This is a genomic window from Sinorhizobium terangae (assembly GCF_009601505.1).
In the GTDB taxonomy this organism is placed as follows: domain Bacteria; phylum Pseudomonadota; class Alphaproteobacteria; order Rhizobiales; family Rhizobiaceae; genus Sinorhizobium; species Sinorhizobium terangae.
Genome location: NZ_WITC01000121.1, coordinates 63,501 through 85,496, shown reverse-complemented (window position 1 = coordinate 85,496; position 21,996 = coordinate 63,501). Strand labels below are relative to the sequence as shown.

Annotated in this window: 21 protein-coding genes; 5 read left to right on the top strand and 16 right to left on the bottom strand. The window is 61.3% G+C overall.

Annotation, left to right across the window (positions count from 1 at the left end; genetic code table 11):
- Positions 1-174: 174 nt before the first annotated feature.
- Positions 175-792 carry a GntR family transcriptional regulator gene (locus GHK62_RS28725; protein ID WP_153442344.1) on the top strand — a complete coding sequence of 206 codons (618 nt, stop codon included), beginning with the start codon at positions 175-177 and terminating at the stop codon, positions 790-792.
- Positions 793-930: 138 nt separating this feature from the next.
- On the opposite strand, the gene GHK62_RS28720 is transcribed toward GHK62_RS28725, so the two are convergent.
- From GHK62_RS28720 to cysG, 5 genes are all read right to left on the bottom strand, one after another.
- Entirely contained in the window at positions 931-1,743 is an 813-nt protein-coding gene (locus GHK62_RS28720) for a ferredoxin--NADP reductase (RefSeq protein WP_153442343.1), read from the bottom strand.
- 144 nt (positions 1,744-1,887) lie between these two features.
- Complete coding sequence (locus tag GHK62_RS28715; RefSeq protein WP_153442342.1) at positions 1,888-2,388, bottom strand: DUF934 domain-containing protein; 501 nt, start codon at positions 2,386-2,388, stop codon at positions 1,888-1,890.
- A gap of 15 nt (positions 2,389-2,403) precedes the next feature.
- A complete protein-coding gene (locus tag GHK62_RS28710; protein WP_153442341.1) occupies positions 2,404-4,077 on the bottom strand; it encodes a nitrite/sulfite reductase in 1,674 nt (557 codons plus the stop codon).
- Between the two features lie 14 nt (positions 4,078-4,091).
- The gene (locus GHK62_RS28705; RefSeq protein ID WP_184108815.1) at positions 4,092-4,406 is read right to left on the bottom strand and encodes a DUF2849 domain-containing protein; all 315 of its coding nucleotides are present in this window, start codon (positions 4,404-4,406) and stop codon (positions 4,092-4,094) included.
- 11 nt (positions 4,407-4,417) lie between these two features.
- Positions 4,418-5,878 (bottom strand): siroheme synthase CysG, encoded by a 1,461-nt coding sequence (cysG, locus tag GHK62_RS28700; RefSeq protein WP_153442339.1) that lies wholly within the window; start codon positions 5,876-5,878, stop codon positions 4,418-4,420.
- Between the two features lie 230 nt (positions 5,879-6,108).
- Between cysG and GHK62_RS28695 the strand changes: the two genes are divergently transcribed.
- On the top strand, positions 6,109-6,696 hold the full coding sequence (locus GHK62_RS28695) for a deaminase (protein ID WP_153442338.1): 588 nt from the start codon (positions 6,109-6,111) through the stop codon (positions 6,694-6,696).
- Between the two features lie 3 nt (positions 6,697-6,699).
- The gene (gene mazG, locus GHK62_RS28690; protein WP_153442337.1) at positions 6,700-7,533 is read left to right on the top strand and encodes a nucleoside triphosphate pyrophosphohydrolase; all 834 of its coding nucleotides are present in this window, start codon (positions 6,700-6,702) and stop codon (positions 7,531-7,533) included.
- Between the two features lie 24 nt (positions 7,534-7,557).
- Here mazG and hflX read toward each other — a convergent pair whose 3' ends face one another.
- From hflX to dusB, 9 genes are all read right to left on the bottom strand, one after another.
- Positions 7,558-8,955, bottom strand: a complete 1,398-nt coding sequence (gene hflX, locus GHK62_RS28685; RefSeq protein WP_184108813.1) for a GTPase HflX — start codon at positions 8,953-8,955, stop codon at positions 7,558-7,560.
- Between the two features lie 6 nt (positions 8,956-8,961).
- Entirely contained in the window at positions 8,962-9,204 is a 243-nt protein-coding gene (gene hfq / locus GHK62_RS28680; protein WP_003535434.1) for an RNA chaperone Hfq, read from the bottom strand.
- 111 nt (positions 9,205-9,315) lie between these two features.
- Positions 9,316-10,179, bottom strand: coding sequence for a D-amino-acid transaminase (locus GHK62_RS28675; protein WP_153442336.1), 864 nt, complete (start codon positions 10,177-10,179; stop codon positions 9,316-9,318).
- A gap of 13 nt (positions 10,180-10,192) precedes the next feature.
- Positions 10,193-11,569 carry a Trk system potassium transporter TrkA gene (trkA, locus tag GHK62_RS28670; protein ID WP_153442335.1) on the bottom strand — a complete coding sequence of 459 codons (1,377 nt, stop codon included), beginning with the start codon at positions 11,567-11,569 and terminating at the stop codon, positions 10,193-10,195.
- Between the two features lie 57 nt (positions 11,570-11,626).
- Positions 11,627-12,991, bottom strand: a complete 1,365-nt coding sequence (ntrX, locus tag GHK62_RS28665; RefSeq protein WP_153442334.1) for a two-component system response regulator NtrX — start codon at positions 12,989-12,991, stop codon at positions 11,627-11,629.
- Complete coding sequence (locus GHK62_RS28660) at positions 12,981-15,254, bottom strand: sensor histidine kinase NtrY-like (RefSeq protein ID WP_153442333.1); 2,274 nt, start codon at positions 15,252-15,254, stop codon at positions 12,981-12,983. The genes ntrX and GHK62_RS28660 overlap by 11 nt, the downstream gene beginning before the upstream one ends.
- 205 nt (positions 15,255-15,459) lie before the next feature.
- Positions 15,460-16,914, bottom strand: a complete 1,455-nt coding sequence (gene ntrC / locus GHK62_RS28655; protein ID WP_153442332.1) for a nitrogen regulation protein NR(I) — start codon at positions 16,912-16,914, stop codon at positions 15,460-15,462.
- Entirely contained in the window at positions 16,911-18,068 is a 1,158-nt protein-coding gene (locus GHK62_RS28650) for a two-component system sensor histidine kinase NtrB (protein ID WP_153442331.1), read from the bottom strand. The genes ntrC and GHK62_RS28650 overlap by 4 nt, the downstream gene beginning before the upstream one ends.
- Positions 18,065-19,093 carry a tRNA dihydrouridine synthase DusB gene (dusB, locus tag GHK62_RS28645; protein ID WP_153442330.1) on the bottom strand — a complete coding sequence of 343 codons (1,029 nt, stop codon included), beginning with the start codon at positions 19,091-19,093 and terminating at the stop codon, positions 18,065-18,067. Before dusB ends, GHK62_RS28650 begins: the two co-directional genes overlap by 4 nt.
- 164 nt (positions 19,094-19,257) lie before the next feature.
- On the opposite strand from dusB, the gene GHK62_RS28640 reads away from it, so the two are divergent.
- Together GHK62_RS28640 and GHK62_RS28635 are read left to right on the top strand one after the other, a co-directional pair.
- Positions 19,258-20,472, top strand: coding sequence for a bifunctional 2-C-methyl-D-erythritol 4-phosphate cytidylyltransferase/2-C-methyl-D-erythritol 2,4-cyclodiphosphate synthase (locus tag GHK62_RS28640; protein ID WP_153442329.1), 1,215 nt, complete (start codon positions 19,258-19,260; stop codon positions 20,470-20,472).
- Positions 20,472-20,969 (top strand): CinA family protein, encoded by a 498-nt coding sequence (locus GHK62_RS28635; protein WP_153442416.1) that lies wholly within the window; start codon positions 20,472-20,474, stop codon positions 20,967-20,969. Before GHK62_RS28640 ends, GHK62_RS28635 begins: the two co-directional genes overlap by 1 nt.
- Here the strand turns inward: GHK62_RS28635 and GHK62_RS28630 are convergent.
- Both GHK62_RS28630 and GHK62_RS28625 read right to left on the bottom strand, forming a co-directional pair.
- A complete protein-coding gene (locus tag GHK62_RS28630) occupies positions 20,960-21,406 on the bottom strand; it encodes a type II toxin-antitoxin system RatA family toxin (protein WP_153442328.1) in 447 nt (148 codons plus the stop codon). The two genes, GHK62_RS28635 and GHK62_RS28630, sit on opposite strands and share 10 nt — an antisense overlap.
- 9 nt (positions 21,407-21,415) lie before the next feature.
- On the bottom strand, positions 21,416-21,985 hold the full coding sequence (locus GHK62_RS28625) for a P-loop NTPase family protein (RefSeq protein ID WP_184108811.1): 570 nt from the start codon (positions 21,983-21,985) through the stop codon (positions 21,416-21,418).
- Between the last annotated feature and the right edge of the window lie 11 nt (positions 21,986-21,996).

Genomic DNA, 21,996 nt, shown 5'->3' with positions numbered 1-21,996 from the left:
ACGGCCCTTGTGAGTTGGCGTGAGGTCCGGGAAGGGTGCGGCGTACCGGCAGGCCGCCCGCGGCAGCAACTGCTCTCGGCCGGCGAATTGACCCTTGACGCTGATATATCGTCTTGCTTGCGACGATTCTGAATCTGTGCCAATTTCTGATATATCAGAACCAGCGGGATGCTCATGCCAGTCCAATCCCAGGCCCACCTCGCCTATCTCGCACTCGAACGCCTCATCGTCACATTGAAGCTCAAGCCTGGGTCGCTGGTTACCGAGCGTCAACTCATCGAACTTGCCGAGCACGGCCGCACTCCCGTCCGAGAAGCGATCCAGAAACTTGCCTGGCAGGGGCTGATCGACATTCGTGCGCGGGTGGGACTGCAGATCACCACGATCCGGCCCGAGGATCGTGCTCATGTGATGCAGACGCGGCAAAGGCTGGAACCGCTGGCAGCCGCGCTTGTGGCGCAGAACGCGTCCCCTGAAATCCGGCAGGCGATCAACGGCTGCGAGCAGACGATGACAACGTGTTCGGACCGGGGCGACATGGAGGGTTTTCTCGTCGCCGACAAGATGTTCGACGAGATCATGGAGGACGCCTGTCCGAACAGGTTTCTGACGGCGGCGCTCGCGCCGTTGCAGACCCACGCGCGCCGCTTATGGGTTGCGTCAGCCGCGCCGGAAAAGATGAAGGGATCGGTGGAGCGCCATGTCAGGGTGATGCGCGCGATCCAGGCGGCAGACGGCGACGGCGCCGCCAATGCCATGTCCGGGCTGATGGATTATCTGGCGACGGCTTGAGGTCATCCCTGCATTCTCGTAACAGAAAGTTGCTGAGCACGTCGCTCCCACGGGCGCGCTCCGCGGACACAAACGAAAAGAGACGCATCCCGGGGACACGCCTCTTTGTTGATTCACGATATTTCGGCCGCGGAGATGTCAGCCGACGAACGCGCGCTCGATGACGAATTCGGCGGGTTTGTTGTTCGCGCCTTCCGTCAACCCGGCAGCTTCCAGAATTTCCTTGGTGTCCTTCAGCATTGCCGTGGAACCGCAGATCATGCCGCGGTCGATCGCTGGATCAAGCGGCGGCAAGCCCAGATCCGCGAAGAACTTGCCGTTGGTCATCAGGTCCGTGATCCGCCCCTTGAACGGATAGTCCTCGCGCGTCACCGTCGCATAGTGGCGAAGCTTGTCGCCGACAATCTCGTTCAGGAACTCATGATTGCGGATCTCGTCCACGAGGTCGAAGCCATATTTCAACTCGGCGACGTCACGGCAGGTGTGCGTAAGAATGACTTCCTCGAATTTCTCGTAAGTCTCCGGATCGCGGATAAGGCTCGCGAAGGGGGCGATCCCGGTGCCCGTCGAGAACATGTAAAGCCTGCGACCCGGCACCAGCGCGTCAAGCACCAGCGTGCCGGTCGGCTTCTTGCGCATGAGGACCTGGTCGCCCGGTCTGATCTTCTGCAGATGCGACGTCAGTGGGCCGTCCGGAACCTTGATCGAGAAGAACTCGAGTTCCTCGTCCCATGCCGGGCTCGCAATCGAATAGGCGCGATAGATGGGCTTGTCACCAACCATGAGGCCGATCATCGCGAACTCGCCGGAGCGGAAACGGAACTCCTGCGGACGCGTCATACGGAAGCGGAAGAGCCGGTCCGTGTAATGCGCAACACTCGTGACCGTCTCGACAAAGACACCTGCTGGTGCCTGGATCGCGAAATCTTCCGTTTTTGCCGGAGCATTCATCGTGGCTACAGTCCTGTAATGATGACCCTGTCTATCAAGTATGAGCGGATATTCCAACCCGCACTCGATTGAAAGGAAATCCCTTCCAAATATAGTCGCTTTCGAGGATTTCGGCTTGCTTCACACTGTCGCGGGGTACATTTTTTAAGAAACGCGCCGCCAACTGTAGGATTTGGCGTCCGAAGACGGCCTGGCAGTCGGCTGATAGTGATTGGTGATGCCGGGCAAGCGCCCTTCCGAGAGCCGCTTGATCGCCGTCGCATTCGTCACCGCGAAACTGTCGATACCACAACGCAGCATCAGCGGGATCTGGTCGATCAGTACGTCTCCAACCGCCCGGACTTCCCCTTCAAAGCCAAGCTGCGAACGAAGCCGCGACGCATGGCTGAAGGCGCGACCGTCATTGAAAGCTGGAAACGCCACGGCAACAAGCGCGATTCGGTCGAGGTAAGGCGCCAGCCGCGTGACGTCGTTGGCGGGCGCGATCAGTACGCCCAGCTCGCGTGCATCGCCGGCGGAGACCGCGTCGATGAAGGCGTCCAGGCCAAGTATCGCCTTTTCGTTCGACCCGGCTTTGTTTTCTTCCGTCTCGACGACCCAGGGGTCATCGTTCACAAAGCCCGTTTCTTTCCAAATCTTCGTCATGTTCTCGTCCCTGCCTCAAGCGGCTTCCTGAGCACTGCCGCCATAGAGCGCATCCTTGAACGGCTGCGGTCCAACCCGGCGATAAGCCTCCAGGAAGGTCTCCGTCTTGTCCCGGCGCAGGCCGAGATAGGTGTCGACGATCGTTTCGACCGCATCGGTCACCTTTTCCGGCTCGAAACCGCGGCCGATGATTTCACCGATCGACGTGTTCTCGTCTCCGGACCCGCCAAGCGTGATCTGGTAGAGCTCCGCACCTTTCTTCTCCACGCCCAGAAGACCGATATGGCCGACGTGATGGTGTCCGCAGGCATTGATGCAGCCGGAGATCTTGATCTTGAGCTCGCCGATTTCTGCCTGGCGCTCAGGCGAACCGAAGCGGTTCGAAATCTCTTGAGCGACCGGGATCGAGCGCGCATTGGCGAGTGCGCAATAGTCCAGGCCCGGGCAGGCGATGATGTCGGTGATCAGCCCGGCATTGGCCGTCGCGAGGCCTGCCGCGACCAGAGCGCGGTAGACCGGCTCCAGGTCGGCGAGCGCCACATGCGGCAGAATCAGGTTCTGCTCGTGGCTGACGCGGATCTCGTCGAAGGCATATTCCTCGGCAATGTCCGCAACCGCATCCATCTGTGCGTCGCTCGCATCGCCCGGAATACCGCCGATCGGCTTCAGGGAAATGGTCACCATGCCATAGTCCGGATGCTTGTGCGGCTGCACGTTCTGCTGAACCCAGCGCGCGAATTCCGGATCGGCTTTCTTCCAGCGGGCGAGATTGCCCCAGCCTTCGGCGCGGTTCGGCAGGGTTGCCGGCGCAAAATAGGCAGAAATCGCCTGGATGTCGGCATCCGGCAGCTTCAGCTCCGTGTCCTTGAGCTTGGCGAACTCGACCTCCACCTGGCGAGCAAGCTCCTCGGCACCGGTTTCATGCACCAGAATCTTGATGCGCGCCTTGTACTTGTTGTCGCGGCGGCCATAGAGGTTGTAAACGCGCATGATCGCCGTCGTGTAGGAGAGCAGATCCTCTTCCGGCAGGAAGTCACGGATCTTCTTGGCGATCAGCGGAGTTCTGCCCTGCCCGCCGCCGACATAGACGGCAAAGCCGAGCCTGCCATTCTCGTCCTTCTTCAGATGCAAGCCGATATCATGCACCTGGATCGCCGCACGGTCGCGCTCGGCGCCAGTTACCGCGATCTTGAACTTGCGCGGCAGGAATGAGAATTCCGGGTGGACGCTCGACCACTGACGGAGAATCTCTGCATAGGGCCGCGGATCGGCAATCTCATCGGCAGCCGCACCGGAAAAATGATCCGCCGTCACGTTGCGAATGCAGTTGCCCGAGGTCTGCAGAGCGTGCATCTCGACGCTTGCGAGTTCGTTGAGGATGTCCGGCGTGTCGGAAAGACGCGGCCAGTTATACTGGATGTTCTGGCGCGTGGTGAAATGGCCATAGCCCCGGTCGTATTTGCGGGCGATATGAGCGAGCATGCGCATCTGCCGGCTCGACAGCGTGCCATAGGGAATGGCGACGCGGAGCATGTAGGCATGCAACTGCAGATAGACGCCGTTCATCAGGCGCAGAGGCTTGAAGGCATCCTCGGCCAGTTCACCGGACAGCCGCCGCTGGACCTGATCGCGGAACTGCTCGACACGGGCAGAAACGAAGGCGTGATCGAATTCGTCGTAACGGTACATAGGGTCTCAGGTCCTCAGGCAGCAAATTTCGGGCCGGAAAGCCCATGATATCCCGGAGCATAGGCGATCGACGGGCCCTCGGCGCGGATCCGCTCGCGCATGCGCAACGGGCGAAGCGTGCCGTCGACTTCCTCGACGTCGACAACGTTGACGTCCACGACGCTATTCTCGTCGAACGAGCGCTTACCGGTCGCTTCGAGCGCCGCGACGGCCTCGGCATGGCGGGCGACGAAGGCATCCTGCAGCGACTCCACCCAATTGCCGGAGGCGTCGAGCCAGACGGAAATACCATCCGCCAGTCGGTTTGCCGTCAAGACCTTGTCCACCACTCGCGTCGTCCTCAATTCGAAATCTGTTCGGCGCGTTTCGCGCCAGAAGCGTCCTTGGCCTCGCTGCCCTGCCGCCGCCCGGCAGCAAGCGGTTCAGACCGGCCGAAATTGGCACCCGCAACCGCGTCGCCAATGATCACCATGACCGGACCGTCGAGTTCCGTGCGCGTCTCCAGGTCAGGCAGGTCGCGAAGAATCCCGTGCAGCAGCCGCCGTTCGGCACGGCTGGCATTCTCGACCACGGCCACTGTGGTCTCCTGGGGCAGGCCCGCTTTCATAAGCCTCGCGGCAACCGAAGCGGCGACGGTGCGGCCCATATAAACCGCAATCGTCGCGCCCGAAACGGCAAGCCGCGCCCAATCGGGCAGCACATCGCCGGCAAGGTCATGGCCGGTGGTGAATACCAGCGACGACGCAACGCCGCGCAAGGTCAATGGCAGTTCGAAGTCTGCCGCTGCCGCAAATGCGGAGGTGATGCCGGGGACGATCTCATAGCTGATACCGGCCTCCCGCAGGGCAGCCATCTCCTCGCCAGCTCGACCGAAGATCAGCGGATCGCCGGATTTCAGCCGAACGACACGCTTACCCTCGCCGGCAAGCTTCACCAGCAACTGATTGATTTCGTCCTGCGATTTGGTGTGGCAGCCCTTGCGCTTGCCGACCGAAAGGCGCTCTGCGTCGCGGCGCCCCATGTCGACGATCGCCTGCGGCACGAGCGCATCGTAGACGATCGCATCGGCTTCCATCATCACACGCTGCGCGCGAAGCGTCAGCAAATCCTCGGCACCCGGACCGGCGCCAACCAGCCAGACGTGCCCGGGGACGCGACCGGCGCCATCGAGCAGCCGCGACGCCTCGCGGCGCGCCGAGGCGACGTCGCCAAGCGCCACGTGGTCAGCAACCGGCCCCGAAAAGAACCGCCGCCAGAAGACGCGGCGCGCAACACCGCGCGGCACAAGTCGCTCGACTGCATCGCGATAGCTCGCTGCCAAAGACGCGACCAGACCGAGCGACGGGGAAAGCAGTTGGTCGATCTGCGCGCGGATCATCTGCGCCAGTACGGGTCCGGCCCCTTCGGTTCCGATCGCCACGGCGACCGGAGCCCGATTGACCAGTGCCGGCGTCAGGAAATCGCAATGGTCCGGCTGATCGACGGCATTCGCAGGGATTTTCCTCTCCCGCGCCGCGGCAACGATAGCCCGGTCGGCAGATGCATCGCCAGTCGCCGCGAACACCAGGACCGCGCCCTCAACCTGATGCGCGGCAAAGGTTTCTCGGACGATCTCGATGCCGTTTGTCTCAAGGAATGTCTCGAAGGCAGCCTCCGGCGCATCCGCGTAAACGGCGATGCGCGCTTCAGTGTTCAAGAGCAGCCGCACCTTCGCGAAGGCCTCATCCCCATTGCCGAACACCGCCACGCGCTTCTGCGCGACGCTAAAAAATGTCGGAAAATAGGACAGTTGCTGCGACATCACTGAGAGAACGGCTCCTTCTACAGGCTGCGGCGAATATCCCCCATAGCCGGTAACAATTGAAGAAACAGAAATTTCAATGCTTTTCCGGCCACGTATTGTTTTGCTCGACAGTCAGCCATTTTGAGTAAATATCTCCGGTGACACACCGGCGCCACGCCCGGCTTGGCCATTGCGCTGGCGGGCCGACCTCCGTTAAATGCCGCCGATATTCGCAGAGAGCACAGAAGATGAGACAATCGGATTTGGCCGAACGCCTCTTGACGGTAATCGAGAAAGACATCCTTCCGCTGACCGAAAAGGGTGTTGCTGCCGGCAATAAGGTGTTCGGCGCGGCAATCCTGCGCAAGTCCGATCTTTCGCTGGTGCTTGCGGAGACCAACAATGAGACCGAAAATCCGCTGTGGCACGGCGAGGTCCATACGCTGAAGCGCTTTTACGAGATGGCCGACAAGCCTGATACGCGGGATCTGATCTTCCTCTCGACCCACGAGCCCTGCTCCATGTGCCTTTCCGCGATCACCTGGGCGGGGTTCGACAATTTCTACTACTTCTTTAGCCACGAGGACTCGCGCGACAGCTTCTCGATCCCTCACGACCTGAAGATCCTGAAGGAAGTCTTCCGGCTGGACCCGGGCGGCTATGCACAGGAAAACGCCTTCTGGAAATCTGCGTCGATTGCGGCACTGACGGGCGACGCCGACCACCAGACAAAGGAAAGGCTCGCCGCGCAGGACGCGCGCATCCGCGAGCGTTATCGCCGCCTGTCTGAGCACTATCAGGCCGGCAAGGACCAGAACGCCATACCGCTGAACTGAGCCATGGAACCTTCTCGCGACATTCAACGCCTGCTCGACATCATGGCGGCGCTCCGCCAGCCGGACACAGGCTGCCCTTGGGACATCGTCCAGACCTTCGAGACGATCAAGCCCTACACGATCGAAGAAGCCTATGAGGTCGCCGACGCGATCGAGCGCCACGACATGGACGATCTCTGCGATGAACTCGGCGACCTTCTCCTGCAGGTGGTCTTTCACGCCCGCATGGCGGAAGAAGCCGGTGAATTCTCCTTCGGCGATGTCGTCGAAGCCGTGACCCGCAAGATGATCCGTCGCCATCCGCATGTCTTCGCCCGCTCCGACGCCGAAACACCCGAGGCGGTCAGGCTGCAATGGGATGAGATCAAGCGAGCGGAAAAGGCGGACCGGCGGCAGCGCCGGATGCGACTAGGCCTGCCGCAGGACGCCGATGCCGGCCACCTCGGCTCCGTGCAACGCAGCTTCCCGGCGCTGGTCGAAGCGCTGAAGCTGCAGGAACGCGCGGCAAAGGTCGGCTTCGACTGGTCGAAGCCCGAGCCCATCCTCGACAAGATCGAGGAGGAGATCACTGAATTGCGGCAGGCTTTGAAGGATGGAGACCAGCGAAAGGTGGCCGATGAACTCGGTGACCTGATCTTCGCCGTCGTCAATATCGGCCGCCACGTCGGCACCGATCCGGAAATGGCGCTCCGCGGCACCAATACCAAGTTCCGCCGCCGCTTTGGCCACATCGAACAGGAACTGGAAGCCGGCGGAGAGACGCTTGATGCCGCTTCTCTGGAGCGCATGGAAGAGCTGTGGCAGGCGGCAAAGGCGATCGAGCGCCAACTGACGTGACGGCATGCCGCTACGTTAGACCGGTCACCAGTCCTCTTCGACCGGTTTCGGTCCGTTGCCGAGCCGCCGTTCAAGCTCCGCGGCCTCACCCTCCGTCAGCCTTAAGTCGAGGCTGACCCTTCCGTCTTCAAGGTCCTCTCGGCCATCGACGATCGAATGCTCATAGACCCAAGGCAGTAGCTGCAACTGGTCGAGACCGAGCACGACCGTGCACTCTGTCAGGACGCCCGAAAGACGGCGGCCGATCTCGGCGAGCAGGTGATCGACGCCCTCGCCGGTGACCGCAGAGACGGCGACCGTGTTCGGCGTGCTTGCTGCCTTTTTCACGAGCACTTCGCGCATCTCCGGTTCGAGCTTGTCGATCTTGTTCCAGACCTCGACGATGCGCTCGGCGCCTTCCTTCTCGTCGATGCCGAGGTCGGCAAGGATGCGCAGCACATCGCTCGCCTGTGCCTGGTTGTCTGCATCGGATAGGTCGCGCACGTGCAGAATCAGGTCCGCTTCGAGCACTTCTTCAAGCGTCGCCCGGAAGGCTGCGACAAGGTGCGTCGGCAGATCGGAGATGAAACCGACCGTGTCGGATAGAATGACCATGCGCCCATGCGGCAACTTCAGACGCCTGAGCGTCGGATCGAGCGTCGCGAAAAGCATGTCCTCGGCCAGCACGCCCGCACCGGTCATCCGGTTGAAGAGCGTCGATTTGCCGGCGTTCGTATAACCGACCAGTGCCACGATCGGGTGCGGCACCTTCTTGCGCTTCGAGCGATGAAGCTGACGGGTGCGGCGCACCTGCTCCAGTTCACGCTCCAGTCGAACGATCTTTTCCTGCAGCAACCGACGGTCGGCTTCGATCTGGGTTTCACCGGGGCCGCCCATGAACCCCGCGCCGCCGCGCTGGCGTTCAAGGTGGGTCCAACTTCTGACCAGCCGGCCCTTCTGATAGTTGAGATGCGCGAGATCGACCTGAAGCGTACCTTCTTTGGTGGAGGCGCGCCGCCCGAAGATTTCCAGAATGAGGCCCGTCCGGTCGATGACCTTGGCGTTCCATTCCTTCTCGAGGTTGCGCTGCTGGACTGGCGTCAGCGGGTGATCGATGATTACCAGCCCGGCATCCTTCTCGTCCAGGACATGGCCGATCTCCTCGATCTTGCCGCTGCCGAGCAAGGTTCCCGGCTTCGGCTGGGCAACCGGAACGATCATTCCGTGCACCACGTCGAGATCAATGGCAAGGGCGAGGCCCATTGCCTCTTCCAGGCGACTTTCGTCGGAGCGCGTCACCGGCGCAGAGACAATCTCGGCCGATGCCTTTCCCGTCTTCTTCAGAACGGGAACGACGACGACCGCGCGCATGTCATCGCGGAGCCGTTCCAGCTCCGGGATGATCGACGACGATTTTGAATCACGCTTGGTAATGTTGCTCACGTTCCGTCAGGATGCGGCTTCCTCGTTCTCGAACATCTGCAGCGGCTGACCCGGCATGATTGTCGAGATGGCGTGCTTGTAGACGAGCTGAGAATGGCCGTCACGGCGCAGCAATACACAGAAATTGTCAAAAGATGTGACCACGCCTGTCAATTTGACGCCATTGATCAGGAAAATGGTCAATGAAATCTTTTGCTTGCGGACCGTATTGAGAAAGAGATCCTGCAAGTTTTGAGAACGTTCCGCCATCGCGCCGCTTCTTTCTTATTTGCCGGCCTTTTTGGCGCCGGTGCATTTTTGTCAGATTCTGCGTTTTGAGGCGTCACAGTATCCGTCCCCGACACCCCATCAAGTTTGGTATCAAATCAATGTCTTTTCCGCAATGTCGAAAAAGGCCTCGCGAATATTCTGTGCTATGCTTCCCGGATGACCATTGCTGATCGTCTTGCCGTCGACGGAAACGACCGGAAAACAGATGCTCGTCGCGGCAGTAACGAAGACTTCGCGCGCAGCGTACATCTCCTCCACCGAAAACGCCTTTTCCTCGATCTTCAGGCCAAGCGCCTTCGCCACGTCCATCAGCGTCGTGCGCGTTATGCCGCGCAGGATGCCGTGCTCCGCCGGACGCGTGCGCAGGGTTCCGTCGCCATCAACGATCCAGACATTGGTCGCCGCTCCCTCTTTGACGAGGCCGTCGGTATCGACGAAAATTGCCTCCTGAGCTCCGAGTTCCTTCGCCTTCTGGCGCGCAAGCACGTTCGGCAGAAGGCCGACTGACTTGATGTCGACCCGATCCCAACGATTTTCCGGCACCGTGATCGCCTCGATCCCGTCCGCATTCTTCTTCGCGATTGCGGTGGCATCCGTCCGCTTGGCCGTGACGACGAGTGATGGTGGTGTGTCGTTTGCCGGGAAGACATGATCGCGCCGTGCCACGCCCCGCGTCACTTGCAGATAGAAAAGCCCGTTGCGCACCCGGTTCCTGCGCGATACCTCGCGAATGACGTGGATCAGCGCCGCTCGGCTCATCGGCCAGGCGATCCGCAATTCCCTGAGCGATCGGTCCAGGCGATCCAAATGCCGACTGAGGTCCACGATGAAGCCGTGACGGATCTCGCAAACCTCGTAGACTCCGTCCGCGAACTGGTAGCCGCGATCTTCGACGTGAATGGCGGCTTCGGAATGCGGCACGTAGGCGCCGTTGACATAAGCAATTCGCGGCATTTGGGGCGAGACCTCAGAAATATTGGATGCTGACTCGGAAAAGCTGTTCGACATGACGCACCGCGTCGGCGGCTGCAAAAAGCACGACGCGATCCTTCGCCTTTATCCTCGTATTGCCGTCAGGCCGAATGAAAGTCCTGTCGCGATAGAGCGCTCCAATGCGGATCCCCTCCGGCAATTCGAGCTCGCGCAGGGCCTTGCCGACCATCGGCGAGGTCTCGAGTGCTTCGGCCTCGATCACTTCTGCCTGGCCACTCTGCACCGCGTAGACCGATCGGATGCGGCCTTTCCTGACATGCTGCAGGACGCGGGAGATGGTGACGGCTCGCGGGTTGATATGCGCATCGACACCGGCCGTGCCGGCGAAATCCTGGTAAGCCGGCTCGTTGATCAGCACCAGCGTCGACTTCGCGCCCAGCCGCTTGCCCATCATGCTGCCGAGAATGTTGATCTGATCGTTATTGGTGAGGGCGACCACGAGATCGGCATCCTGAACGTCCGCCTGCATCAGGATCCTCTGGTCCATGGCCGAGCCATGCAGGACGACGGTGTTGTTCAGCTTGTCGGCCAGCTGCACGGCCCGGTCGCGATCATTCTCGATGAGCTTGACACGCATCCGGGGCTGCTGCTCCTCGATCATGCGCGCGACGAAATAGCCGATATTGCCGCCGCCCATGATGATGATCCGCCGCGCCTCCTGCTCTTCGTGTCCGAAAAGCCCCAGCGTGCGGCGGACATGGTCCCGGTCGCAAACGACGTAGGCGAGATCGCCCGTCTGCAATTGATCGGAGGAATGCGGAACGATCAGTTTTCCGTTTCGGAAGATACCCGTAACGGTGGCCAGAAGATCCGGAAAAAGCTCGCTTAACTGCTGTAGTGGAGTGTCCACAACGGGGCAGTCTTCCATGCACTCGATCGCGATCATGGCGATGCGATCCTCGGCGAAGCGGACCACATCGGTGGCACCCGGGAAGGAAATACGCCGAAGAACAAGACGGCCCACTTCGATTTCCGGCGAAATCGTCACGTCGATCGGGACATTCTCCCGGGAAAAGAGGTCCGAATATTCCGGTGCGAGATAGTTCTGTGCGCGAATGCGGGCGACCTTGGTCGGCACATTGAAGATCGCATGCGCTACCTCGCAGGCCACGATATTGACCTCGTCGTACAATGTGACAGCGATGATCATGTCAGCCTGGTCGGCACCGGCTCTCGCCAACACATCCGGATGCGCGCCGTGGCCGACATAGCCGCGCACATCCAGCGTTTCAGTGATATGGGCGATCAGCGCGGCGGACGTATCGATCACCGAGACGTCGTTGTTTTCCTGTGACAGGCGCTCGGCAATCCCGTAGCCGACCTGTCCAGCGCCGCATATGACCACTTTCATCGCCGTTCCTTCATTCCACAAGCTACAGCGGCAAACACGCCGCGAGCCGCCCCCGGATCAGACGCCCAGCGACTTCAGCTTGCGATGAAGCGCGGAACGTTCCATTCCGACGAACTCCGCCGTGCGCGAGATGTTTCCGCCGAATCGGTTGATCTGAGCGATCAGATAATCGCGCTCGAACATTTCACGGGCCTCGCGCAACGGCAAGGTCATGATGTGCTGGTCACCCTGTGCGGAAATCTTGGGCAGGGTGTCCCCGACCTCGGTCGGCAGCATGTCGGCGGTGATCGGCGTATCTGGCCCATCGCTGCGGGCGAGGATCATCAGGCGCTCAATATTGTTGCGCAACTGGCGGATATTGCCCGGCCAATCATGCGCCTGAAGAACGGCGAGCGCGTCCTCGCCGATCTTGCGCGGGCGGATGCCGGCCTGCTCGCTCACCTGGCGCATGAACATATCCACAAGGAATGGAATGTCCTCGCGTCGTTCGGCAAGGGCCGGAACGCGTACCGGAATCACCGCCAGCCGGTGAAACAGGTCCTCGCGGAAAAGCCCCTCGGAAATCATGTTCTCGAGATTGTAGGCGGTCGAGGAGATGATGCGCACATCCACCTTGACGCGCTTGGAACCACCGACACGCTCGAACTGCTGGTCGACCAGCACACGCAGGATCTTGTTTTGCGTTTCCCGCGGCATCTCGCCGATTTCGTCGAGATAAAGAATGCCGCCATGGGCTTCTTCGAGCGCGCCTGTGCGGCGCGGCTGGCCGGGAGTGCCTTCCGTACCGAAAAGCGCGACTTCCATGCGATCCGGGGTGATCGCCGCGGCGTTCAGCGCAACGAACGGTCCGGATGCACGCGTGGACTTGCGGTGGATCATGCGCGCCACGAGTTCCTTGCCGGAACCCGAAGGTCCCTGGATCATGATCCGGCTGTTGGTCGGCGCCACCTTCTCGATCGTCTGCCGCAACTGCGACACGGCGACGGATGTTCCGATGAGTTCTACCGGATCGCCGGACTTCTTCTTCAATTCCGAGACTTCGCGCTTGAGTTTGGAATTCTCCAGCGCCCGCTCGGCTATCAGGATCAGCCGGTCGGCCTTGAACGGTTTTTCGATGAAATCGTAAGCCCCGCGCTTGATGGCGGAAACGGCCGTTTCGATGTTGCCGTGACCGGAAATCATCACCACCGGCAGGTCGGGATGGCGGCTCTTGATCTCGTCGAGCAGCGCCAGTCCGTCGAGGCGACTGCCCTGCATCCAGATGTCCAGGAAGACCAATCGCGGCACGCGATCGTTGATCGCCGCAAGCGCACTGTCGCTGTCGAAAGCCGTCCGGGTCTCGTGACCTTCGTCCGACAGGATCCCCGAGACGATCTCCCGGATATCCTCCTCATCGTCCACAACCAGAATATCAGCCGCCATTGGTATTACCCTTGTCCTTTACAGTACCTTCGCCCCCGGTTTCGCCGGCAGGCGGCAGGATCACGCGGATCATTGCCCCGACGCCGCCGTCGAAATCGACCGGTGCGTCGTGCAGTTCCAATTGTCCGCCATGGTCCTCGATGATCTTCTTGACGATTGCGAGACCGAGACCGGTGCCCTTTTCGCGCATCGTCATGTATGGCTCCAGAATTCTGTGCCGGTTCTCTGTCGGCAGCCCCTTGCCGTTGTCGATCACATCGACAACGAAGCGGCCGGAAGCGCCTTCGCGGCGGGAGCGGACGACGATGGTCGGCGCCCCCCGCGACGTTCCGGCAGGGACTGCCTCGATCGCCTCTACCGCGTTTTTGACGATGTTGCCGAAGGCCTGGCCGAGCATGCGGCCGTCGAACTGGCCTTCGAGCGGCTCGTCGCCGAAGTCGCGGACGAAGGTGATGTGGTTGTTGCCCATCTCGCGAAGGAAGACGGCATCCTTGAGGATCGATCGCAGATCGGATTTTTCCTTCGTCGGCTTCGGCATCCGCGCAAAGGCGGAAAATTCGTCGACCATCCGGCCGATGTCCTCCACCTGGCGCACGATGGTATCCGTGCACTGGTCGAATACCGCCCGGTCCTGCTGGTCGATCTGCTTGCCGTAACGGCGCCGCAGACGTTCGGCCGAAAGCTGGATCGGTGTCAGCGGATTCTTGATCTCGTGCGCGATGCGGCGGGCCACGTCGGCCCATGCGGTAGACCGCTGCGCAATCACCAGATCGGTGATGTCGTCGATGGTGATGACGTAGGAACCATGCGACTCGTCGCCTTCCTCACGCGTCACCTGGACATTCAGCGTGCGCTCGGTCCCGCCGCGCATAATATTGATCTGCTTGCGGTAATCGTTGCGATAGCGGCTTTCCGCCTCGATCAGCACCGCGTCGATCTCCGGCGCGACCTCGCTCAGGCTTGCGCCCAGCAGTCCCGGCGCCGACTTCCGCAGGAACTCTTCCGACGAAGGATTGGCAATCGTGATGCGACGATCCTTGCCGACGCCGATAACCGCCGTGGTGACACCGGAAAGCACCGCCTCGATGAAGCGGCGGCGCTGGTCCACTTCGTCCTTCGCTACCAGGATCTGCTGCTGCTGCGTGCGGATCTCGGTGACCATCTTGTTGAAGGTGCGCGACAGGTTGCCCACGTCGCCATCGACGGCGCGCACCGGAACGACCACATCGAGGTTGCCGGATGCAACGCTGTCTGCGGCGCCGATCAGTTGCCGGATCGGCCGCACGATACGGTCGGCAACGGCTATCGCCGTCCAGATCGCCGCCAAGAGAACGATGAGGGCAAAGCCGATATAGAGCACGCCGAAGGCGATCTGAAGCGAGGTGCGCCCCGCTTCAAGGGCCTTGTATTCGGCCGTGTTCTCCTCCATCAGCCGCATCGAACGCATCACTTCGGGATCGACGTTGCGAACCGTGTAGAGATAGGTTCCCGGTATATTGTCGAGCGGAATGACAGCGCCGACGAGGTTGGTCACGCCGGGAGGAATAAGCGTCGGCTGGCCGGAAACCGTGCTTTTGAGCGCATCGGCAGGAATGGCAGGCAGCGGCTTTTCCGTCGAGATATTGGCTTGAAGGATGGCGCTACCGTCAGCGCGCACCAGGAAGGCACCAAGCATGCCGCGCCCCCTCGCCTGCCGCGTCATCAATTCGGTGAAGCCGGTGCGATCGAGGCTGTAAAGCTGCCGGTTGCGCTCGAGGTCGTTGGCCATAGATACTGTCTGGCCTTGCAGGTAGCTCGCATTCTCGAGGACGTAAGCCTGCGCAACGTTCAGCGACGAGCGCACAATCGCCTGGGTGCGCAGCGAGAACCAGCGATCGAGCCCGACATCAAGCGTGATGCTGGCAAAGATTGCGACCAGAATGGCCGGCGTTATCGCGACGATGGAAAATAGCGCGACGATGCGCACATGCAGCCGTGCCGCCGCTCTTCCCTTGCTGCGCGCCCGCAGCAGTCTGAGGATTTCTCGCGCGATCAGGTAGATCAGACCGACAACGAAGACGCCGTTGACGCCCGCGCAGGCAATGACGATGTTTCGTTCCGGCCGAATGGGTGTCAGGCCGAGAAGAACGAGCAGCGACAAGGTGGCACAGATCAGCGCGCCGGTGGCGAGCATCAATCCGGGCAGCGCGAAGGACGCCCGCCGATCCTGGACAGTTGCGACCCTGTCCTCTGTGCCCAATGGCAGGGCCATTCCGTCCACCATGTAAAACGCTTCCCCCAAACCGGCGCCCGACGGCGCCGGCAAACGCGAACTTTAGCGAGTCAAAGAAACTGACCGTAACGCCCAACCCCAAACAGCATCGGCGTGCCTCGATCGGTTGGGTCGTCTCCAATGACGACGCAACGAATCGACTATCGGACGTTCAAGCAACGCATTGTGGCGAAAATGCAACGGTGTTGCATCTCAGTCAAGCACTGCGTGAGCTGCGGTAGACGGAGACCCCAAGTTCGCGAATCTTCTTGCGCAGCGTGTTTCGGTTGAGGCCGAGGAGGTCGGCGGCCTTGATCTGGTTGCCGCGGGTCGCCGTCAGGGCTGCGAGGATCAATGGATATTCCATCTCCGCGAGCACCCGGTCATAGAGGCCTGACGGCGGCAGGGCATCGCCGAAACTGGCAAAATACTGCCTCATATTCTCCTCGACCGCCTGGGAGATCGACATCGACCCCGAACGGGTCGCCGACTTCTCGATCGGGCTGTCAGGAATCTCGGAACGCAACTCGTTCTCGATGATCTCCTTGGTGATCACATCCTGTGGATAGAGCGCCGTCAGCCTCCGCACGAGATTTTCGAGCTCTCGCACATTGCCGGGCCACGGATGCGTCTTCATCAGTTCCAGCGCTTCCTGGTCGAAACGCTTGACATCCAACCCTTCCTTTTCGGCCTGCTGAACGAAATGGCGGACAAGATCCGGGATATCCTCCGCTCTGTCTCTCAGCGGCGGCAAGCGCAGCGGCACGACGTTCAAGCGATAGTAGAGGTCTTCGCGGAAAAGCCCTTGATTGATCGACTGTTTCAGATCCTTGTTCGTCGCGGCGACGATCCGCACATCTGAACGGATCGGCGTTCGCCCGCCAACCGTTGTGTATTCGCCCTGCTGCAACACGCGCAGCAGCCTGGTCTGGGCGTCCATCGGCATGTCGCCGATTTCATCGAGGAAGAGCGTCCCGCCTTCGGCCTGCTCGAAACGGCCGGTAGAGCGGGTCTGGGCGCCGGTAAAGGCGCCCTTCTCGTGCCCGAACAGCTCCGATTCGATAAGGTCGCGCGGGATCGCCGCCATGTTGATCGCGACGAAGGGGCCATTCCTGCGCTTGCCATAGTCGTGCAAGGCTCGCGCGACCAGTTCCTTGCCGGTTCCCGATTCCCCCGTGATCATCAGTGTCAGGTCGGTCTGCATCAACCGCGCGAGCACGCGGTAGATTTCCTGCATGGCGGCCGAGCGACCGACGAGCGGCATGCCGTCCTGTGAATCGTCGTCGATCCTGGAGGGACGGCGCTTTGGTTCGGCGAGCGCCCGGCCGATGATGCCGATCATTTCCGTCAGATCGAAGGGCTTCGGCAGGTAGTCGTAGGCTCCCTTTTCGGACGCCTTGATAGCCGTCATGAACGTGTTCTGCGCGCTCATCACGAGCACGGGCAGATCCGGCCTCGCCTTTTTGATCCGCGGCAGGAGATCGAAGGCGTTCTCGTCCGGCATGACGACGTCAGTTACGACCAGATCGCCGTCGCCGGCAGCAATCCAGCGCCACAGCGTCGCCGCATTGGAGGTGATGCGCACATCATAGCCGGCGCGGCTCAAGGCCTGGTTGAGCACGGTGCGGATGGCGGCGTCGTCATCCGCGACGAGGATCGTAGCTGCCGTCATGCAATGTTTCCTTTTGTCATCGGAATTTCGTCATCATCGGCCGCCAGTCCCTTGGACGCCGGCATCAGAACGCGGAAGGTGGTGCGGTTGTGCTGGCTGTCGCACTCGACGATGCCGCCGTGGCCGCCGATGATCTTGGCGACGAGCGCCAGGCCGAGGCCCGAGCCGTTGGTCTTCGTGGTGATGAAGGGGTCAAAAAGATGCGGCAGCAGATCCGTGGGCACGCCCGGTCCATTGTCGTGCACGCAGAACTCCAGCGGCAACGAGATCTTTTCGCGGGTGCCGGCAACCGAAAGGCGAATGCCGGGGCGATAGGCCGTCGTCAGGATGATCTCGCCATCCGCACGATCGCCGATCGCCTCGGCGGCATTCTTGATCAGATTGAGGAACACCTGAACAAGCTGGTCGCGATTGGCATAAACTGGTGGCAGCGACGGATCGTAGTTCTCCGAAATCTTGATCCCGCGGGCAAAGCCGGCCTTGGCGATCGCCTTCACGTGATCAAGCACGGAATGGATATTGAGCGGAACGCGATCAACAGGCCGCTCGTCAGAGAAGACCTCCATACGATCGACGAGCGATACGATGCGGTCCGTCTCGTCGCAGATCAGCCGCGTCAGCGCCCGGTCCTCGTCATTGACGGACGTCTCGAGAAGCTGCGCGGCACCGCGAATGCCGGAGAGCGGGTTCTTGATCTCGTGGGCCAACATCGAGGCGAGACCAGTCACTGATCGCGCAGCGCCTCGGTGCGTCAATTGCCGATCGATCTTGTCGGCCATCGAGCGCTCCTGGAAGACGATGACCACAGATCCTGGCGTCGAAAGAACCGGCGCGACATAGAGGTCGACGAGCTTGTCGGCGCCGAGGCGCGGCGAACTCAGATCGACCCGGTATTCGTTTACGGGCGCCCGTCGCTCGCGGACCTGGTCGATCAGAGTCAGGAGCGGACTGCCGAATGGAATGAAGGCGCTGATATTGTGGCGGGCGAGGTGATTGGCGCTAGCGCCGAAGAAGGACTCGGCCTCCCAATTGGCAAAGGCCACAAGGCCGCTTTCATCGACCAGGATGACGGGGTTCTGGATCGCGTTCAGCACCGCCATGGAAAGATCGTTCGCATCTCCTGTCGGCTCCATTGCCATTGCCTTGTCCGTCATGCCGCCATCTCCTCATTAGCCGGTGCGACATCGCGATTTGCGATCGCGGCGGCGACGCGATCACTAACCAGAGCCGGATCGGTTGACGTCAGGATCGCCGCCTTGTCCCCGGACGAGAGGTCCGGCGCGAAACGCTCGATGTACCAGCCGACATGCTTGCGGGCGTGCCGGAGGCCAATCTGAAGCCCATAAAATTCGAGCATCATGGCGTAGTGCTCGGCGAAGATTTGCGCGATCTCCGATGCATCGGGGTGAAGACGCGTGCCGGCGAGAACACCGGCATGCCATGGCCGTCCCTGCGATGAGCGCCCGACCATCACGGCATCCGCACCCGACCGGCGCAGGATTTCGGTGGCGTCCGCCACCGTATCGACGTCGCCATTGGCGATCAGCGGGACCGAGATGACATCACGTACCGCATGGATCGCGTCCCAATCCGCCTTGCCGCTGTAAAATTGCATCCGGGTGCGGCCGTGGATCGTGATGGCCTGCACACCCGCCTCTTCGGCCCTCCGGGCGATCAATGGAGCATTGATTGTATTTTCATCCCATCCGAGGCGCATCTTCAGCGTAACCGGCACCGAAACAGCCCTGACGGTCGCTTCGATTAGCGACAAGGCATGATCTGGGTCGCGCATCAGTGCCGAACCGGAATAGCCGCCGGTCACCTTCTTGGCCGGGCAGCCCATGTTGATGTCGACAACGTCGGCGCCGTTCGCCTCGACGATCCTTGCAGCTTCCGCCATCCAGTGCGCCTCACGGCCCGCGAGCTGGACGATATGCGGTTCGATGCCGGAGTTCTTCAGCCGCACCCAGGATTCGGCGGCGTTGCAGACCAGTTCGCGGCTGGCGACCATTTCCGTCACCACAAATCCGGCGCCGAAGCGCCAGGCGAGCGTGCGGAAAGGCAAGTCCGTCACCCCCGACATCGGCGCGAGCGCCACCCGGTTGCGGATTTCAACTTTCCCGATCCGGAGCGAGGATGACAGGGCCGATGGTGGCAAATGCATATCTTTCAGGCACATGTTCTTCTTGCACTATTTTTAGACATTGTTATTCGGCTTGCCAAGCGATTTCCACGCCTTCGACAAAATTCCCCGCATGGCCGGTAACGGCCGGGCTGGCAATGGCGGGGCCTTCGCGGTAGATCACGGCGAAGAGCGGCGAAATTCGGGACCACATACATAAGATGCAGCCTGAAGAACAGTTCTCCTGTGGTATCGTCATCGTCGCGGGCGGCCGCGGCGAGCGCGCCGGCCAATCGGCCGAGGGGCCGAAGCAGTACCGTGCGATCGGCGGCCGCCCCGTTATCGCGCATACGCTTGACACTTTCGCGACATGGGCGGGAACGGGACCGATCGTCATCGTCATCCACCCGGACGATGCGGAATTGCTTGCCGCGGCTCTGAAGCACGTGCCCAGGCCAGCCGATTTGACCGTGGTACACGGAGGAGCGACACGTCAACTTTCGGTCCTTGCAGGCCTGGAGGCTATTGCTGCTGCCGGGGCCAAGTACGTGATGATCCACGACGCGGTGCGCCCGTTTGCAGATCACGCCCTGCTCGATCGTTGCCGTCTAGCACTGCTCAGCGGTGCCGATGCGGTCCTGCCGGCGATCGCGGTCGCGGACACATTGAAGCGGGCCGGCGCAAATGGCGTCGTGCAGGAGACGGTCGCGCGGAGTAACCTCTATGCGGCACAGACACCGCAGTGCTTCACGTTGGAGGCGATTCTCTCCGCGCACCGCGCCGCCAAGGCTGATGCGCGAGCGGATTTTACTGATGACGCCTCCATTGCCGAATGGGCCGGTATTCCCGTTGTCCTCGTCGAGGGTATGGTGGACAACATCAAGCTAACCTTGCAGAGGGATATTTCGATGGCGGACGAAAGGCTCAAAGGCAGCGCGATTCCCGACGTGCGCACCGGCAATGGCTACGATGTCCACCAACTCGTCGAAGGCGACGGCGTCACCCTTTGCGGCGTATTCATCCCGCACGACCGCAAACTCTCCGGCCATTCGGATGCCGACGTCGCGCTCCATGCACTGACCGACGCGCTTCTCGCGACCTGCGGCGCCGGCGATATCGGCGATCACTTCCCGCCGTCGGATCCGCAGTGGAAGGGCGCGCCGTCCCGCATCTTTCTGGAGCACGCGGCGCGGATCGTGCGGGAGTGTGGCGGCATCATCACCAATGCGGACATATCGCTGATCGCCGAAGCGCCCAAGGTCGGGCCGCACCGCCAGCAGATGCGAGAGAACCTAGCAGCAATGCTCGGCGTCACCATCGACCGCTGCTCGATCAAGGCGACCACCAACGAACAGCTCGGCTTCATCGGCCGCAACGAAGGCATCGCGGCAATCGCCACGGCAACGGTCGTCTATACTCCGGGGAGGAACCCATGATGTGGCCGGCCGATATAGAGCAGAAAGCGCGGGAGATCATCACGGATCTTACCGCACGCAACCTGAAGCTCGCGACGGCGGAGTCCTGTACCGGTGGCCTGATTGCGGGTGCGTTGACGGAAGTTGCCGGCTCGTCGCTCGTCGTCGACCGCGGTTTCGTCACCTATTCCAACGACGCGAAGATACAGATGCTTGGGATCGAACTCGCGACGCTTGCCGCCCACGGCGCCGTCTCGCGCGAGACCGCCGTCGAAATGGCACGCGGCGCCGTCTCCCATTCAGGGGCGGATATTGCCGTCGCCGTAACGGGGGTCGCCGGCCCCGGCGGTGGCTCGGTGGAGAAACCGGTAGGGCTCGTGTACTTCGCGGCAGCGAGCCGGAATGGCGCGACGCTTCACCGGGAGATGCGCTATGGCGACGTCGGCCGCGACGTGGTTCGAATGTCAGCGGTCAGAACCGCGTTCGAGCTCATCGAAGCCATCTCTCATCAAGCGTAGACCTCGTCGGCGCGCATTTCGAAGGCTTCGGAAAACATGCGGAATGCCCGGTCAAACATGGAGCCCATCAAGGCGCCAAGAAGCCTGCTCTTGAATTCGTAATCGATGTCAAAATGTACGATCGACAGCTTGTCGCTGGTCGGCTCGAAGCGCCACCCGTTGTCGAGATATTTGAATGGTCCGTCGATATAACTGACATCGATCGTCCGCGCGGACTTGTTGAGCAGAACCTGGGTCGTGAAGGTCTCGCGAATTGCCTTGTAACCGACCGTCATGTCGGCCAGCAGCAATACCTTGCCATCGCGCTCCTTGCGTGAGCGCACGCTCAAAGCCTCGCAAAGCGGCAGAAACTGCGGATAGCGCTCGACGTCGGCGACAAGATCGAACATCTGATCGGCCGAGTGCTTGACGACATGGTTTGTTTCGAAGTGCGGCATGACTTGCAGTTAAGCGCGTGCTGCGAGAAGTTCAAGCAGTGTGCGCATTTGTGCCCGGCTTCTTATCTGCAGGACTGGGACGCCAGGCCCGTGCTCCCGCAGGCCGTTCTCGATGCGAGGAACGAACTTGCGCTCGAATGTCCAGATGTAGCGGACGAACTCCCAACTCACCCGCTCCGGACATCCCTCGGCCATTTCCGGCCGTGAGGCCCCACGCCATTTCAGCCAACGCCGCGTCACCCCTATCAGGCATAGCAAGCGCGGCATCCTCACCCAGAGCACGATGTCGGCGCGGGGTAATCGCAGATCGAAGGTCGTCGGGTTGGTCCCGTCCATGACCCACCGCGCTTCGGCCACCTTGGCGACGATGAGGTTTCTTTGTTCCTCCCGCGTCCTGGAAATCCATCCGGGCAGCCAAAAGAATTCTCTGTCCATCGAAACGAACGGGAGGTCACAGTGTTCAGAAAGTCTGCGGGCCAGCGTCGTCTTGCCACCACCCGAGCAGCCGATGACCAACACACGTCTTGCCTTCGAGAGAATCGATGCAGCCTCCGCCGTGTCCGTCGAATCGTCAGCCACTCTCGCCCCCC

Bases quoted from the DNA above. Each gene is read 5' to 3' on its own strand.
- GHK62_RS28725 (WP_153442344.1), top strand. From the start codon at position 175: ATGCCAGTCCAATCCCAGGCCCACCTCGCCTATCTCGCACTCGAACGC.
- GHK62_RS28720 (WP_153442343.1), bottom strand. From the start codon at position 1,743: ATGAATGCTCCGGCAAAAACGGAAGATTTCGCGATCCAGGCACCAGCA.
- GHK62_RS28715 (WP_153442342.1), bottom strand. From the start codon at position 2,388: ATGACGAAGATTTGGAAAGAAACGGGCTTTGTGAACGATGACCCCTGG.
- GHK62_RS28710 (WP_153442341.1), bottom strand. From the start codon at position 4,077: ATGTACCGTTACGACGAATTCGATCACGCCTTCGTTTCTGCCCGTGTC.
- cysG (WP_153442339.1), bottom strand. From the start codon at position 5,878: ATGTCGCAGCAACTGTCCTATTTTCCGACATTTTTTAGCGTCGCGCAG.
- GHK62_RS28695 (WP_153442338.1), top strand. From the start codon at position 6,109: ATGAGACAATCGGATTTGGCCGAACGCCTCTTGACGGTAATCGAGAAA.
- mazG (WP_153442337.1), top strand. From the start codon at position 6,700: ATGGAACCTTCTCGCGACATTCAACGCCTGCTCGACATCATGGCGGCG.
- hfq (WP_003535434.1), bottom strand. From the start codon at position 9,204: ATGGCGGAACGTTCTCAAAACTTGCAGGATCTCTTTCTCAATACGGTC.
- GHK62_RS28675 (WP_153442336.1), bottom strand. From the start codon at position 10,179: ATGCCGCGAATTGCTTATGTCAACGGCGCCTACGTGCCGCATTCCGAA.
- trkA (WP_153442335.1), bottom strand. From the start codon at position 11,569: ATGAAAGTGGTCATATGCGGCGCTGGACAGGTCGGCTACGGGATTGCC.
- ntrX (WP_153442334.1), bottom strand. From the start codon at position 12,991: ATGGCGGCTGATATTCTGGTTGTGGACGATGAGGAGGATATCCGGGAG.
- GHK62_RS28660 (WP_153442333.1), bottom strand. From the start codon at position 15,254: ATGGTGGACGGAATGGCCCTGCCATTGGGCACAGAGGACAGGGTCGCA.
- ntrC (WP_153442332.1), bottom strand. From the start codon at position 16,914: ATGACGGCAGCTACGATCCTCGTCGCGGATGACGACGCCGCCATCCGC.
- GHK62_RS28650 (WP_153442331.1), bottom strand. From the start codon at position 18,068: ATGACGGACAAGGCAATGGCAATGGAGCCGACAGGAGATGCGAACGAT.
- dusB (WP_153442330.1), bottom strand. From the start codon at position 19,093: ATGTGCCTGAAAGATATGCATTTGCCACCATCGGCCCTGTCATCCTCG.
- GHK62_RS28640 (WP_153442329.1), top strand. From the start codon at position 19,258: ATGCAGCCTGAAGAACAGTTCTCCTGTGGTATCGTCATCGTCGCGGGC.
- GHK62_RS28635 (WP_153442416.1), top strand. From the start codon at position 20,472: ATGTGGCCGGCCGATATAGAGCAGAAAGCGCGGGAGATCATCACGGAT.
- GHK62_RS28630 (WP_153442328.1), bottom strand. From the start codon at position 21,406: ATGCCGCACTTCGAAACAAACCATGTCGTCAAGCACTCGGCCGATCAG.